Origin of the sequence: Caballeronia mineralivorans PML1(12), assembly GCF_001028175.1 — a bacterium.
GTDB classification, from domain to species: Bacteria; Pseudomonadota; Gammaproteobacteria; order Burkholderiales; family Burkholderiaceae; genus Caballeronia; species Caballeronia mineralivorans.
The window spans coordinates 76081-90054 of the sequence record NZ_AEJF01000062.1; the positions used below are offsets into that span (position 1 = coordinate 76081).

Here is a 13974-nt window from a genome sequence, read left to right on the forward strand (position 1 = left end):
ATGACGATATGTGCATTTGATCGAATCGCCGGCTTTCTTGATGCTTAGATAATCAAGAGGATTTTGGTGCGCGGTCTGGACCTTTACCGGACACGCGATTAAAAAGCTCCCGGAGTATTCGACGTAACAGTCGCCGATCGAAGGCTAACCCAGAACCTCAACCCCGGCCGCGCCGTGCTCGAATCACGTATCGCGAGTAAGCTTTAGCGGGAATTTCCATGCGGGCATGGTTTTAGCGAAGCAACCCTGACGCTTCGGCCCGCAACAGACCCACCTCATTCCGCGCATCAATACAACTGACTTTCTGACTGATAGACAGGAGCTTTCCATGATGAATCGAGACAACCCTGTGTGGCTTATCACCGGCTGCTCGACTGGCTTTGGCCGTGAACTGGCGAAACTCGTGCTGGAACGTGGCTGGCGCGCGGTCGTGACGGCCCGTGATCCGTCGAAGCTCGCAGACTTGGCCGAAGGCCACAAGGACCGTGCACTCGTGCTGCAACTTGACGTTACCGACCGCAAGCAGATCGCCGATGTCGTCGCGCAGTCGCAGAAACATTTTGGCCGTATCGACGCGCTCGTGAACAACGCAGGTTACGGTTATCTTGCGGCGATCGAGGAGGGTGAAGACGACGCTGTGCGGGCGATGTTCGAGACCAACGTGTTTGGCCTGGTCGACATGACGAAGGCTGTGCTGCCCATCATGCGCGCGCAGAAGAGCGGCATCATCGTGAACATTTCGTCGATAGGCGGGATCACGAGTTTCGCTGCCACCGGCTACTATCACGGCACCAAATACGCGGTGGAAGGTATTTCGGAGTCGCTGGCTATCGAAGTGAAGCCGCTGGGGATTGACGTGCTGGTGGTCGAGCCTGGACCGTTCCGAACCAACTGGGCGGGGCCGTCGATCAAGCAGTCGGCTACGCGCATTGATGCTTACGCGGAGACAGCGGGCGAACGCCGGAAGCAGACCGCGGCGCGCAGCGGCAATCAGGCGGGTGATCCGGTGCGTGCGGCGCAGGCGATCATTGATGCTGCGCTCTCCGATAATCCGCCATTGCGTTTGTTGCTTGGCAAGACCGCGCTTGAACTGGCGCGCAAGAAAGTTGCTTCGCTGACTCACGATTTCGATGCGTGGGAGAAGACGACTATTGGAGCCGACTTTCCGGAAGGCTCGAGCTAGACGAAGCTATTGCGCGACGCATGGCGTACGGGCGTGCGTCGCACAGGGATCTTTCCAATCCCTTGCGACAACTTGAAACCGTGGCATGGATCCCGGCCTTCGATATCCGCGAACAACCACGCACGAAAATAACTACGCGGATCACTTAGCCAACCCACCCGGAAATGAGGCAACCAGCACACGTGAGGCCGTGCTGGTATGGGGGTCATGGTGCTTGCCCGAGAGCGTTGGGGGCGAAGCGTGTTCGTGTCAGGATTCGCGAGAAGGAGGGGTTCAAACATTATCGAGTCTGGCGAGCACCGTGCTATCAGGTGCCAAAAACTTCTAGCCTGCACGCCAGGGACACTAACTTGCCGATGGTTGGAACGCGTTTCTTTGCTTCTTTTCTTTGCGCGTTTGCAAAAATGACGTGCCGCCATGCACAGTGGCTAACTGTGATAAAGAGAACAGCCAGCATAGACCGGCCACGGACGCAGAAAGCAGCAACCCGGCATAGACCCAGCCCCACGAGCGCCAGCAGACCCCGTCCAACCCCAAGTGCGAACGAAAACCAACCGCCGCTTCCGCGAACATTTTGCATAAGGCAAACTTATGGACATCGACGGAAAACGCTGCAGCTTTGCACAGCCCTCGCCCGCACGGGCATGCTGAAAACCAAGCGCGGCACCGCGCCACCCCGGAGCGCCCATGAGACGACCGCGTCACCCCATCGACCTGCGCGCGCTGCAGGCGTTCGTTGCCGTCTGCGATACCGGCTCGATGACCGCCGCTGCGAAGCAACTCGGCGTGAGCCAGAGCGCCATCAGCCAAGCTGTATCCGCGCTCGAACGCGAGCAGGGTACGAGTTTATTCGACCGCGACAGCCGTCCGCCGCGTGCCAACAGTGCCGGGCGTGCGTTGCTCGAACTCGCCGCCCCCTTGCTCGATCATGCGCAACGGGTGAGTGCGCGCATTGACGAGGCATCGGATGCGGGTAACGCTTCGGTGCGGCTTGGCTGCGTGGACTCGTTCGCGGCCACGGCCGGCCCGGAACTGATTCGCGCGCTATCTGGTTCGACGCGGCAGATGGCGCTGTGGTCGGGACTGACGCCGGGGCTGACGAAGCAGTTGCACGATCGCGAGATCGATCTGGCCGTGTGCACCCAGACTGTCATTTCAGATCCGCGTATCGTGGAGATTCCGCTGTTCTCCGAGGCGTTCGTGGCCGTGGCGTCGCGGCGTTTTCTGGCGTCGCGCCCGGCGGCGGACTGGCGCACGCTTGCGGCCAATCTTCCGTTGATTCGTTATACGGCGCGCTCGGTCATTGGCCAGCAGGTGGAGCGCTTCGCGCGGCATCTGGGCATCGACAGCCCGCGGCGTTATGAATTCGATGCCACCGATCCCTTGCTTAGCCTTGTTGCCGCGGGTCTTGGATTTGCGATCTCCACGCCGCTTTGCTTGTGGCAGGCGCGTCATTATCTTGACGAGATCGATGTGTTGCCGCTGCCTCCGGGCGGCCTCGCGCGCCGCGATTTTTTCCTGCTGCATCGCGAGAGCGAATGGGACGGTTTTGCGGCCGAACTTATCTCGCTGACGCGCGGCGTGCTCGACCAGCGCATTCAGCCGGCGCTGCAGCAGGCGCTGCCCAACCTGCCCGGCGATGCGATTCGATAACCGCTCATTGACCTGTGTTTCTAACTTTCATTTCGTCCGGAATCCACCATGACCGATCTCTACACCTTGCATCGCGGCGACGCTCCGCTGCTGATTTCCATCCCCCATCTGGGCACTGAAATTCCTGCGAGCCTGCGGCCGTTGTACACGGACATAGCGCTGAGCGTTGCCGATACCGACTGGCATCTCGACCGCCTGTATGACTTCGCCAGCGAGATGGGCGCGACGATTCTTGGCGCGCGCATCTCGCGTTATGTGATCGACCTGAACCGTCCATCGAACGATGAAAGCCTTTATCCGGGCCAGACGACAACCGGCTTGTGCCCCGGCGAAACGTTCCGGGGCATGCCCTTGTATCGCGATGGCGCGGCGCCTGATGCTGCTGAGAAAGCGCGGCGCGTAGTGACCTACTGGCAGTCGTATCACGATGTGCTTGAAGCTGAACTGGCGCGGTTGCGGGCATCGCATCCGAACGTGTTGTTGTGGGAAGCCCATTCCATTGCGAGCGTGTTGCCACGTCTTTTCGAGGGCAAGCTTCCTGATCTGAACATCGGTACGCAGGACGGGCGGACGGCGGCGCCGGGCGCCTTGCAGGCCGTCACCGATGCTGCCGCGCGTAGCGGTTACACCTGGATCGCCAACGGGCGTTTCAAGGGTGGTTACAACACGCGTCACTATGGTTCACCGGAGACGGGCATTCACGCGATACAACTCGAGATGTGCCAGTCGACTTATATGCATGAGACCGCGCCGTTCGACTACGCGCCCGAGGCGGCCAATAAGGTTCAGGTCACGGTGAAGGATATGGTGGGGGCAGCACTGGATGTGATCCGGGGGCTGTAGCCGCTCGCGAAGAGTGGGTTTGCTGGCGCTTTGAGACGGTTCTGCCAGCGGCCAAGCGCGATTTCCGACGATCTCTTAACATGATGCAAGCATCAACGATGCCGCCTGCCCGCGTCGCCGACTCGGCTGCGGCTCATCGGCTTCCAATGGAAATGAAAGGAGAGAGTATGGAATATCGTTTACTGGGCGAGACGGGCTTTAAGGTGCCCGTGCTGAGTCTCGGCACTGCCACGTTTGGCGGCAGCAATGACTTTTTCAAAGCGTGGGGCTGCACCGATGCCGACGGCGCGCGCAGCCTCGTCGACATTGCGCTAGAGGCAGGCGTCTCGATGTTCGACAGCGCCGACGTCTATTCGGACGGCATGGCAGAGGAGATTCTCGGCAAGGCGATTGCCGGACGCCGCTCGCAGGTGATCGTATCGACGAAGGGGACGTTTCAGTTCGGCTCGGAGGTGAACAGCGTCGGCTCGACGCGGCACCATCTGACCGAAGCCATCAATGGCAGCCTGAAGCGCCTGAATGTCGACTACATCGACATCTATCAGCTGCATGGTTTCGACGCGCTTACACGCGTGGAAGAGACCTTGCGCACCCTCGACGACTTCGTGCGCGCCGGCAAGATTCGTGTAATCGGCTGTTCGAATTTCTCCGGCTGGCACTTGATGAAATCGCTGGCGGTGTCGGACCGTGAGGGCCTTGCCCGGCATTCGGTGCATCAGGCGTATTACTCGCTGGCGGGCCGTGATTTCGAGCATGAACTGATGCCGCTCGGACTGGACCAGAAGGTCTCGACCATGGTGTGGAGTCCGTTGGGCTGGGGACGTTTGACCGGCAGGGTCCGTCGCGGCAGTCCGGTGCCCGCGAACAGCCGCTTGCACAAGACGGCGGACATGGGGCCGCCGGTTGCCGATGAATATGTCTACGGCATTGTCGATGCACTGGATGCCGTGGCGAAAGAAACGGGCAAGAGCGTGCCGCAGATTGCGTTGAACTGGTTGCTGCAGCGGCCGACGGTGGCGAACGTGATTGTGGGCGCCCGCGACGAGAAGCAGTTCCGCGAGAACCTGGGCAGTGTCGGCTGGTCGTTGAGTGCGGAGCAGATTGCAGCACTGGATAAAGCGAGCACGTTGCCGCTGCCGTATCCGTACTGGCATCAACGCGGATTTGCCGGCCGGAATCCGCCGCCGGTGTAGAGGAGGGGACGGGGCGTGGTTGGGTGAACACGCGGTTTTTCATACGCGGGGTTGCGAGCGTCGAGCGAGCAACCTTCCGTCCTTTCGCGGCTTAACGCAGTGATGCAACAGCTTTGTTTGCTACGCCGTTGCGCCTGATTTGCGTGAGTCGATCGCCGAGTTTCTCACGCGCCTGTTCGGTATCGTAATGCGTTTGGAGGTTCATCCAGTTTTGTGGATCGACGCCAAAAAACGCACCGAGCCGAACGGCTGTGTCGGCGGTAATGGCGCGTTTCCCTTGCACGATTTCATTGATGCGACGTGCCGGCACATCGATCGCTTTTGCGAGTGCGTACTGAGTGATGCCCATTGGGGCGAGCCATTCTTCAGCGAGGATCTCGCCTGGCGTATCGAGTGGAATTTCGCGAGTCATAAGTAATCCTAGTGGTAGTCGCAGATTTCGACCTGCGTGGCACTGCCCAACTCGAAGCAGAAGCAAACACGCCATTGATCATTGATGCGCACGCTGTATTGTCCCTTCCGATTACCCTTCAACGCTTCAAGAGTCAAGCGTTAATAGAATTGCGGTTTCTCGCCGCACCCTTTTAAACCAGCGCCACTTTCGGGATCACCTGTCCTCGACCGTCTCCCCACGCTCCGCAATCAGCCGCCCCAACTCGCGCGTGGACGGCACGCGGCGCATTGGATTCATGGAGCCGGATTCATCGTCGGCCAGGTTTTCTATCACCGCCAGCAACACCTTCCGCGCGGTCTTGATGTCGCGCTCGCTCAACCCCGCCACGCTGATCTCGTTGACTTCCTCGGCGAGCGGGATGAGCTTTTCCTTCAGTGCCCGGCCCTCGGCAGTCAGGAAGACGTGCACGTTTTTCTTGTTGTCGGGCATCTGCTGACGCTCGACATAACCCAATGCCTCCATGGCCTTGACGGCAGCAAAGGTCGTGGGTTCCATCACCCCCACCTGCACGCTCAACTCGCGCTGCGTCAAACCATCTGTCTCCCACAAGATCCGCAGGAACGTCCAGTGTCCGAACGAGACGGCGTGCTCGGCAAGCCGCATCTGCAGCGCACGCACCAGCGCACGCGTGGCGTCCTTCGCGAGGTGTGCCAGACGGTCGTTGGGTATCGCGTCGTGCCAGTGACGCAGCATCTCGGCGGTTTCGCGTGGCGCGCTCTCCACAGTTTTCTTTCGTGTCATGACAGTGTTTCCCAAAGCTCGAGGTAACCTCGACCGACATGATAGCCGGTAAAAACGAACCGGAAGAACCGCGCCACGGGGCAACCTCTAACGACCAGGCATGCCTGTGAAAACGGGAAAAGCACTGTATTCATGGTGTCTCGACGGCATGAATCATTGAGGACGGGAAACTAAAAATGTCCTAAGCGGAAGCCTGGTCCAAAGTCTATCTATCGGTTGAACCGGACGTGCCGTTCTAGGCAGCGTCGAGTTGCACGTCTAAACTTCATGCGAAAATTGTCGTTATAGACTGGATGAAGTTGCTCCCGGCCACCGTCGACAGAACTGGATATGCTGGCTCCCGCTAAACCCGACGACAAAAGAACCCAGCTTCATACGGAAAGATCGCCCGACGTCGCGGACGAACGATTCGACGGCCTCACTCGCCTTGCCAGACGTCATTTCAGCGTTGCTGTCACGCTGATCGTGCGAGTTGATGCAGAGCAGCAATGGCTTGCCTCGTGCGACGGTATTCCCTTTGCACAAACGCCTCGCGTTCTATCGTTTTGCGAACAAGCAACCGATAGCGACGACTTGCTCGTCGTGCCGGATATCCTTGCCGACAACTGCCTTCACGATCATCCGCACGCTATCCACCCCCCCTGTATCCGCTTTTATGCCGGATGCCCGCTAAGGACTTCGAACGGAGAAACGCTAGGCGCCTTTTGTTTGCTCGATACCACGCCACGCGAACTGGACGACGGACAGCGTGAATGCCTGAGGGATTTTGCCCGGCTGGCAACGGCCATCGTGGAACGCGATGACGTGGTAGCCCGATTGAAAGAAGACGAAGACGCGCTGCGTGAGCGCGAAAAAAGAATGGCGCTTGCCATCGCAGGCAGTGGCACCGGCATTTGGGACCGCAACATCCCGACGAATGAGATCCACTATTCCGAGGGATGGAAAGCGATCCTGGGTTATGCGGACTGGGAACTGACCAACCAGATCAATGACAGCTACAAACGCGTCCATCCCGATGATCTCGCTTACGTTCAGGCGACTATCCAGGCGCATTTCGATCAAAAGACGCCAAGTTATGAAGTCGAACATCGCATCCGGTGCAAGGATGGCAGCTACAAATGGATCTCGAGTCGCGGCAAGGTCGTGAGCCGTGACAGCGAGGGCAAGCCGTTGCGCATGATCGGCACGACCACCGACATCACGGCCATGCGCGCAATGTCCGAACGACTGCAGGAGACTGTCGACCTGATCACCAGCCTGACCAATGAAGTCCCAGGTCTCGTCTTTCAATACCGGTTACTGCCGAACGGCGAGTCGTTCTTCTCGTACGCAAGCGCGGGCATTAAAGATATCTACGAGATCACGCCGGAGCAGGTTGCCACGAGCGCGGCGGTGATCAACGAGATCGTTCATCTGGATGATCTCGCGGCTTATCGTGCTTCGCTGGAAGTGTCCGCGGCCACCCTGATGCCGTGGCACCTTGAATACCGTGTCCAACTGCCGGGACAGGGTCTGCGCTGGCGGCAAGGGGATGCACAGCCCCGGCGCCTGGAAGACGGCAGCACGTTGTGGCATGGCTTCATTACCGACGTGACGGAACGCAAGCGCATAGAGGTCGAACTGAAGGAGTTCGCGACTATCGACTTTATGACGCAGTTGCCCAATCGCCGCTATTTCATGGTCCAGATCGAGGCAGAGTTGGCGCGGATCCAGCGCGCTAAAGAGGGTTTCGCGGCCATTCTCATGTGCGACCTGGACCATTTCAAATCGATCAACGACACATGGGGGCACGCGGTCGGCGACCGGGCGCTCAGGCATTTCGCGACCATTCTGCGTGGTCAGTTGGGCGAGAAGGACATAGCGGGCCGTGTAGGCGGCGAAGAGTTTGCCGTGGTGTTGCCTGATGCCGATATCACCGAGGCAAGAGCCTTCGCCGAACGATTGCAACAACGGATTGTGGAAGCGTCGCTGGTGGAAGGCGATCGGCGAATTGCGCTGACGGTCAGCATCGGCATTGCCGTCATGAACGCGGCCGATGCAAGCGCCGACGCACCGCTTTCTCGCAGCGACACCGCTCTATACCGCGCCAAGGAGCGCGGGCGCAATCGCATCGAGTGTCATTGACCAGAAGTCCCACCTGTCGCGCTAGTCCCGGGCAGCATCCTCGCAAACGATACAGCCATTGACGCAAGCTCCTGCGCGACCGGCGTCAACGGAACACCGGCACGACGCAGCAGACACACGCGCGTACTCGGCGCGTGTTCCTTGATCGGCACGATCGCCACGTGCTCACTAAAGAACTGATGTTCCGCAAGACGCACAGGTTCGAGCGACAGATAGTCGCTGTTCGCCACGCAATGCAGCGTATCGAACACGGCCTCGGTGGTCGCCGCAATACGGGGCGGTTCAAGCCCTGCATCCTCGAACAAGGTGGACAACCGGTTGGCGACATCGCCTGCATGGCGAGGCCGCGTGCTGACCCACTCGCAGTGCTGCAGCGCCCGCAACGACCTCGCACGACCGAGAGGATGACCACGCCGCGCGATCACGGCGACCGGCGATTCAAACAGCGTGGTCGCATCCAGGTCGTGGATATCGGCTTCATGTGATACAAGCGCCAACGCGAAATCCAGGCTGCCGTCGCGCACCCACGAAGTCAAAACCCGCGACGTGGCGCTAGTCAGATGAACGTCGATACGCGGGCAACGCTCGCGAAAACTCGCTAGCAGCGCGGGGAATAATCGCATCATTGCCTCAGCCGCAGCGCCTAGCGAAACCTGGCCGGTCAACTCGCCGCGTAACTGACGCATCTCGTCTTCGGTTCTGACACACTCGCCGAGAATCACGTCGGCACGAATCCGCAAGCGTTCGCCGATCGAAGTCAGGCGCGCGCCGCGATGACCGCGCTCGAACAGCGGCCCGCCCGTGCTGGTCTCGAGCTTCCTCAACTGTTGCGTCACACCGCTTTGTGCGATCCCTAGCCGGCGCGCTGCCGCCCTGAGACTGCCCGCTTCAGCGACTGCGACGAATATGCGAAGTTGCGTCAAGGTCAGGTCCACGATAATCGCCCAGGTGATAGGTAAAAGTGATCATGATAAGTAAAACGGCCCTGTTTGGTGGCATTTTGCGCTCGTACCATGCAGGCGTGTTGTCCCCATCACCGTCTTGACCACTGAGTGAGCGCCGATGAAAACCTTCCCTTCGTTGCTGGCCGCAGCCTTGATCGCGGCCGTGACCGTCTCCACGCCGGCCTTCGCAAAAGATGCGAATGTCTTGCGGCTTGGCATCGATCCGACCTATCCGCCCATGGACGTCAAGATGCCCGACGGCCACGTGACCGGTTTCGACGTCGATCTTGCCGACGAGATCTGCCGCCGTATCGCGATGCATTGCGAATGGGTCGAAATGGAATTTTCCGGCATGATCCCGGCGCTTCAGGCGCGCAAGATCGACGCGATCATCTCGTCGATGGCCATTACCGAAAAGCGCATGCAGCAGATCGCGTTCTCGACCAAGCTGTTCCAGTTCAAGTCACGTTTGATCGCGAAGACCGGCGCGCCGCTGACCGTGAGTGCCGAGGGTTTGCGCGGCAAACGCATCGGCGTGCAGAGTGGCACGCAGTTCGAAACCTATGCGCAGAAAAACTGGCAGCCGGGCGGCGCGGAAGTGGTCGCGTATCAAAGCCAGGAAGGCGTGTTTAACGACCTGATGGCTGGCCGGCTCGACGCTGCGTTGCTGGGGTCGGTGGAGGCGGATAACGGCTTCCTGAAGACGCCGAGAGGGCAGGGTTTTGGTTTTGTCGGCGGGCCGCTCGAGATGGGCGACCATGGTACGGGCATCGGTCTGCGCAAGGACGATGTTGCGCTCAAGGCGAACATCGATCGTGCGATAACCAGCATGCGTGCCGACGGCACCTACCAAAAAATCTCCCGCAAGTATTTCGACTTCGACGTGTACGGCAATTAACAAGATTTTCAGGAGCATTCGATGCAAACCCAAAGCAGGCCGCTGGTTTCTACATCCATCGGCACGCGCCGCGAGTTCGTCAGTTTTCACTTCGGCACGCCGGGTGCGGGCGAGAAGATCTACGTGCAGGCCTCGCTGCACGCAGACGAAATTCCCGCGATGCTGACCGCCTGGCGTCTGAAGCAAAGGCTAATCGAACTGGGGAACGCGGGGCGCATTCGTGGCGAGGTGATCCTGGTGCCAGTTGCCAATCCGATCGGGCTTTCGCAACACGTGCTCGGACAGTTCCTTGGGCGCTTCGAGTTGAATAGCGGTCACAACTTCAATCGCAGCTTTCCGCTGCCGGCTGCGGCTACCTTGATCGAGCGGATCGGCGGGCAGTGGACGCAGGATGCCGACAGCAACACGCGTTTATTGCGCCGGGCCGTATGCAAGATGCTCGCCGAGGTAAAGCCCAAGAACGAGTTTGAGTCCTTGCGCCGCGAGATGCTGATCATGGCAGCCGATGCCGACGTCATCCTGGACCTGCATTGTTCGCTGGAAGCCACCATGCATTTGTACACAAGTCCTGCGAGCTGGCCGGCGGTCGAGCCGCTCGCACGTTATCTCGGCGCGAGTGGCGTATTGCTTGCCGCAGACTCGGGTGGCCAGTCATTCGACGAAGTGCATACGCAACTTTGGAACGAGGTTCGGGAGCTTCTCGGCCAGGGCACGCCGCTTGCCGCGCCTAACGTTGCGCTGACGGTCGAGCATCGTGGCCAGCGCGATGTGTCGTATGAATTTGCGCAGCAGGATGCCGAGGCGATTGTCGATTACCTCGTGTATCGCGGCGTGATTGAAGGCGAGCCACGCGAGTTGCCGCCGCTCAATCATCCTGCGACGCCGCTGGCCGGCAGCGAGCAGTTCATTGCACCTGCAAGCGGCGTGGTGGTGTATCGCGCGCAGGTCGGGGCGCATCTGAAAGCGGGAGACCCTGTCTTCGATATCGTCGATCCGATCACGGACGAAGTGACCACACTTACTACGAAGAACGACGGCGTCTTTTATATGCGTCGCGCAATCCGCTTTGTGATCGCAGGTGCGCCGATGGGGCGCGTAACGGGTGCGGTGCCGTTCAGAACCGGTGTGTTGATCGGGGCTTAAAGCGCCTTACTTGACCTAGCCAGCGCGCCCACGTGCCGATCCCCGGGAAGCAGAGATCCCGGCGCCGGCTTCAGCGGGCATGCGCATGAACATTGGATAAGAAGTAATGACAACGAGTGCGGTAACAATGAAGGCAGAGGCTAGTTGCCACCGTTCGGCATGCGCTCCCGGCGCCACGATCATGGTGACTTGAATCGTCCCCGCCGCAACTGTCACGCCGACTGCCTTCATCAATTGCTGAGCGGTGCCTTGGAACGAGGTAGCGGCAGCAAGCTTTGCCTTGGGTACATCGGCGAACGCTAGCGCTCCCATCGTGGCGAAGCTAAGCGAGCGCGACAATCCGCCAACGAGCAGCAACAGGAAAATGCCGCTGGCGGGCCAATCCTGCGACATGAACGAGCACGCCACGAGCACCGCCGCAAACGAAACGCTTCCTGCGCACAATACGGTCCGAACCGAAAACCGCCTTAGCGCAAGCGATGTCATCGGCCGCATGCAAAACGATCCTAGCGCGCTAGCAAAGGTAACGAGTCCGCTAGCGGTAGCGCTATAGCCAAAGCCGGCTTGCAACGTCAGCGGCACGAGAAACGGCAATGCGCCGGCACCGGCACGAAACAGACTCCCTGCGATAGTCGCCGCATGAAAGGTCGGAATAGCGAGCAGGGAAAAATCGACTGCCGGATCGTCGACACGGCGGCAATGCCTGACGGCCATCCAGAATATCAGCACGCCGGCGGCGACGCATGCGGGCGACGCAAACGGCGGCAGTACCCCGCGTCCGGCGCATTCGATCCCGATCATGAACAGCGTCAGCGACCCGCCGATCAACATCATTCCGCGCACATCGGGTGGTGCATGATGTTCGGGGGGCGAGGCCGGCAGCAAGCGCCAGGTCAGCAGCAGACCCACCATACCCACGGGTACATTGACCCAGAAGATGCTGCGCCACGAGAGCGCATCGGTGAGAAAACCGCCTAATGGCGGACCCATTAACGGGCCGATAAGAGCCGGCATCGTGAGCCATGTCGTCGCCTGCAACAGCTCCTCGCGCTTGACGCCACGAAACAGGATCAGACGTCCGACCGGCACCATCATTGCCCCGCCGAGTCCTTGCACGATGCGCGCTGCAATGAGCTCAGGAAGATTCGCGGCCGCGGCGCACGCCAGCGAGGCAAGCGTGAACGTTGCGATGGCCCACATGAAGACGCGCTTGGAGCCGAAACGATCGGCAACCCAGCCGCTAGCGGGAATGAACACCGTCAGCGCGACAAGGTAAGCGGTGATGGCGCTACTAAGGTGCACCGGGTCGACACCAAGATCGCGCGCCATGGCGGGTAGCGCCGTCGCGACGATCGTACCGTCCATGTTTTGCATAAAGAGCGCGCTTGCTACGACGGCAGCGGTGATGCGGAAGTTGGCTGATTTCACGAGGCGGCGAGCGTATTTCCGGTAAAGCCGACGACGTTCGTGCTTGCTCGTACAAGCAAGGCGTCGCGGGTTCGATCGATTGCGTGGCACCAGAGTCTACTTGAAGCGAGGCTGGCGATGTGAGAGCGTCGCCGTGCTGGTTTGATTACAAAAACCGTACGGGTTAGGCGCAAGCTTAGGGTTTCAGCGCTTGGTTTAGTTTTGGGCGCAGCTTTAAGCCGCAACTCGGCAATTGATTCGGGGCCTTAACGCAGAGCATCGCGGATAGGGCGAGATCAGGGTAATTACTATGAATAACACCGTGTCGCGGACCACACGAATAGGACTAGGATGGCGTATGAAACTCAATTTCCCGAATCCTAGCCGTTCCTACGACGACTCCAGGCACTGCGTGTGCTTCTGGGGGTATGACGGTTCGCGCGAGATCGCTTTTCAGATAGGCGACGCGGCGCTGTCGAGTTTCAATCCGCAAATGGGCTCGGGCGAATCCGCCGTGCTCGCCGCCTTCGATCTTTACCGCGAACGCATTCTGCTTAAAGCAGAGGACCTGTACGTACGCGGCTCACAAAATATCTTCAAGATATCCTGAGCGAGCGTAGTACGGCGGGCTAATGCCTGCCCGCGTTCGCTCTGCAGATCTATTTAGCCGCGTATAAAATCGCGGCATGTCCAAACCGATTTCTTCGCCACCGCAAAGCGAGCTGCAGCCGGGGTCAGAGCACGTGCTGCCTTTGCATACGCCTGGTACGGCGTCATTATTGCTGGCCGCGTGTATTGCGACGATTGCGTGGTTGTCACTCGCCGCGCAAACCGATATCACGGTGCACCGGATGTTGGCACGCGGCTTAAGCGTCTTCGATGGCATCGAACGCCTTAGCAGCTATCTGACGAATCTGACCGTATTTGCTGTAGCCCTTTCTTTTTCATGTGTCGCCGCGCTTGGCTGCTCATCGCTAGGACGTTTTTTTCGCAAGCCACCGGTGGTGACGGCGGTAGTTGTGTACATCGTGTTCGTCGGGCTTGCTTATAACCTGCTGCTACGCCATCTGTGGACGCCGTCGGGTTATCGGGCAGCACTTAACGAATGCCTGCATACCGTCCTTCCGGTGTTGTCGGTGATCTACTGGGTGTTGTTCGTGCCGCGCTTTCATCTGACCTTGCGGCAATGTCTGCTGTGGCTCGTCTATCCGCTAAGTTACTTGTGCATCACGCTTTGGCGCGGCAGCACGTCGGACTTTTATCCGTATCCCTTCATCGATGTCGGCGAGCTTGGGTATCCGCATGTGCTGCTCAATGCAAGCTTGCTCGTGCTGGCATTTATTACGCTGATGGGTCTGTTCATCGCCTTGAATCACCGGCGTCCGCACTAG

Annotated in this window: 13 protein-coding genes and 1 pseudogene; 9 read left to right on the forward strand and 5 right to left on the reverse strand. The window is 59.5% G+C overall.

Annotated elements, in window-relative coordinates; translation table 11 throughout:
• Positions 1-328 precede the first annotated feature (328 nt).
• The 4 genes from EOS_RS07955 (at position 329) to EOS_RS07970 (ending at position 4872) form a co-directional block, all read left to right on the forward strand.
• Positions 329-1183 carry an oxidoreductase gene (locus EOS_RS07955; protein WP_047846066.1) on the forward strand — a complete coding sequence of 285 codons (855 nt, stop codon included), beginning with the start codon at positions 329-331 and terminating at the stop codon, positions 1181-1183.
• A 687-nt stretch (positions 1184-1870) separates the two neighbouring features.
• Positions 1871-2836 carry a LysR family transcriptional regulator gene (locus EOS_RS07960; RefSeq protein ID WP_047846067.1) on the forward strand — a complete coding sequence of 322 codons (966 nt, stop codon included), beginning with the start codon at positions 1871-1873 and terminating at the stop codon, positions 2834-2836.
• A 48-nt stretch (positions 2837-2884) separates the two neighbouring features.
• Positions 2885-3679 (forward strand): N-formylglutamate deformylase, encoded by a 795-nt coding sequence (gene hutG, locus EOS_RS07965; protein WP_047846068.1) that lies wholly within the window; start codon positions 2885-2887, stop codon positions 3677-3679.
• Between the two features lie 167 nt (positions 3680-3846).
• Positions 3847-4872: an aldo/keto reductase gene (locus EOS_RS07970; protein WP_047846069.1), complete on the forward strand. Its 1026-nt coding sequence runs from the start codon at positions 3847-3849 to the stop codon at positions 4870-4872.
• A gap of 91 nt (positions 4873-4963) precedes the next feature.
• Here the strand turns inward: EOS_RS07970 and EOS_RS07975 are convergent, their stop codons facing one another.
• The 3 genes and pseudogenes from EOS_RS07975 to EOS_RS07980 all read right to left on the reverse strand — a co-directional run bounded on the left by EOS_RS07975 (position 4964) and on the right by EOS_RS07980 (position 6067).
• Positions 4964-5284 (reverse strand): HigA family addiction module antitoxin, encoded by a 321-nt coding sequence (locus EOS_RS07975; protein WP_047846070.1) that lies wholly within the window; start codon positions 5282-5284, stop codon positions 4964-4966.
• Between the two features lie 8 nt (positions 5285-5292).
• A pseudogene (locus tag EOS_RS44240) lies at positions 5293-5415 on the reverse strand (type II toxin-antitoxin system RelE/ParE family toxin); the annotation flags it as partial.
• Positions 5416-5479: 64 nt separating this feature from the next.
• Complete coding sequence (locus EOS_RS07980; RefSeq protein ID WP_047846071.1) at positions 5480-6067, reverse strand: MarR family winged helix-turn-helix transcriptional regulator; 588 nt, start codon at positions 6065-6067, stop codon at positions 5480-5482.
• Between the two features lie 330 nt (positions 6068-6397).
• Between EOS_RS07980 and EOS_RS07985 the strand changes: the two genes are divergently transcribed.
• Entirely contained in the window at positions 6398-8191 is a 1794-nt protein-coding gene (locus tag EOS_RS07985) for a sensor domain-containing diguanylate cyclase (protein WP_047846072.1), read from the forward strand.
• Here EOS_RS07985 and EOS_RS07990 read toward each other — a convergent pair.
• Positions 8185-9126, reverse strand: coding sequence for a LysR substrate-binding domain-containing protein (locus EOS_RS07990; RefSeq protein WP_047846073.1), 942 nt, complete (start codon positions 9124-9126; stop codon positions 8185-8187). The two genes, EOS_RS07985 and EOS_RS07990, sit on opposite strands and share 7 nt — an antisense overlap.
• Positions 9127-9253: 127 nt before the next feature.
• On the opposite strand from EOS_RS07990, the gene EOS_RS07995 reads away from it, so the two are divergent.
• Together EOS_RS07995 and EOS_RS08000 are read left to right on the forward strand one after the other, a co-directional pair.
• Positions 9254-10033 (forward strand): transporter substrate-binding domain-containing protein, encoded by a 780-nt coding sequence (locus tag EOS_RS07995; protein WP_047846074.1) that lies wholly within the window; start codon positions 9254-9256, stop codon positions 10031-10033.
• Positions 10034-10054: 21 nt separating this feature from the next.
• Positions 10055-11176, forward strand: a complete 1122-nt coding sequence (locus EOS_RS08000; protein ID WP_047846075.1) for a succinylglutamate desuccinylase/aspartoacylase family protein — start codon at positions 10055-10057, stop codon at positions 11174-11176.
• A 15-nt stretch (positions 11177-11191) separates the two neighbouring features.
• Here the strand turns inward: EOS_RS08000 and EOS_RS08005 are convergent, their stop codons facing one another.
• A complete protein-coding gene (locus EOS_RS08005; protein WP_047846076.1) occupies positions 11192-12604 on the reverse strand; it encodes an MFS transporter in 1413 nt (470 codons plus the stop codon).
• 337 nt (positions 12605-12941) lie between these two features.
• Between EOS_RS08005 and EOS_RS08010 the strand changes: the two genes are divergently transcribed.
• Together EOS_RS08010 and EOS_RS08015 are read left to right on the forward strand one after the other, a co-directional pair.
• On the forward strand, positions 12942-13193 hold the full coding sequence (locus tag EOS_RS08010) for a DUF1488 family protein (protein WP_047846077.1): 252 nt from the start codon (positions 12942-12944) through the stop codon (positions 13191-13193).
• Between the two features lie 76 nt (positions 13194-13269).
• Positions 13270-13974 (forward strand): Pr6Pr family membrane protein, encoded by a 705-nt coding sequence (locus EOS_RS08015; protein WP_047846078.1) that lies wholly within the window; start codon positions 13270-13272, stop codon positions 13972-13974.

Coding starts and splice junctions, on each gene's coding strand:
- EOS_RS07955 (WP_047846066.1), top strand. CDS start 329: ATGATGAATCGAGACAACCCTGTGTGGCTTATCACCGGCTGCTCGACT.
- EOS_RS07960 (WP_047846067.1), top strand. CDS start 1,871: ATGAGACGACCGCGTCACCCCATCGACCTGCGCGCGCTGCAGGCGTTC.
- hutG (WP_047846068.1), top strand. CDS start 2,885: ATGACCGATCTCTACACCTTGCATCGCGGCGACGCTCCGCTGCTGATT.
- EOS_RS07970 (WP_047846069.1), top strand. CDS start 3,847: ATGGAATATCGTTTACTGGGCGAGACGGGCTTTAAGGTGCCCGTGCTG.
- EOS_RS07975 (WP_047846070.1), bottom strand. CDS start 5,284: ATGACTCGCGAAATTCCACTCGATACGCCAGGCGAGATCCTCGCTGAA.
- EOS_RS07980 (WP_047846071.1), bottom strand. CDS start 6,067: ATGACACGAAAGAAAACTGTGGAGAGCGCGCCACGCGAAACCGCCGAG.
- EOS_RS07985 (WP_047846072.1), top strand. CDS start 6,398: ATGCTGGCTCCCGCTAAACCCGACGACAAAAGAACCCAGCTTCATACG.
- EOS_RS07995 (WP_047846074.1), top strand. CDS start 9,254: ATGAAAACCTTCCCTTCGTTGCTGGCCGCAGCCTTGATCGCGGCCGTG.
- EOS_RS08000 (WP_047846075.1), top strand. CDS start 10,055: ATGCAAACCCAAAGCAGGCCGCTGGTTTCTACATCCATCGGCACGCGC.
- EOS_RS08010 (WP_047846077.1), top strand. CDS start 12,942: ATGAAACTCAATTTCCCGAATCCTAGCCGTTCCTACGACGACTCCAGG.
- EOS_RS08015 (WP_047846078.1), top strand. CDS start 13,270: ATGTCCAAACCGATTTCTTCGCCACCGCAAAGCGAGCTGCAGCCGGGG.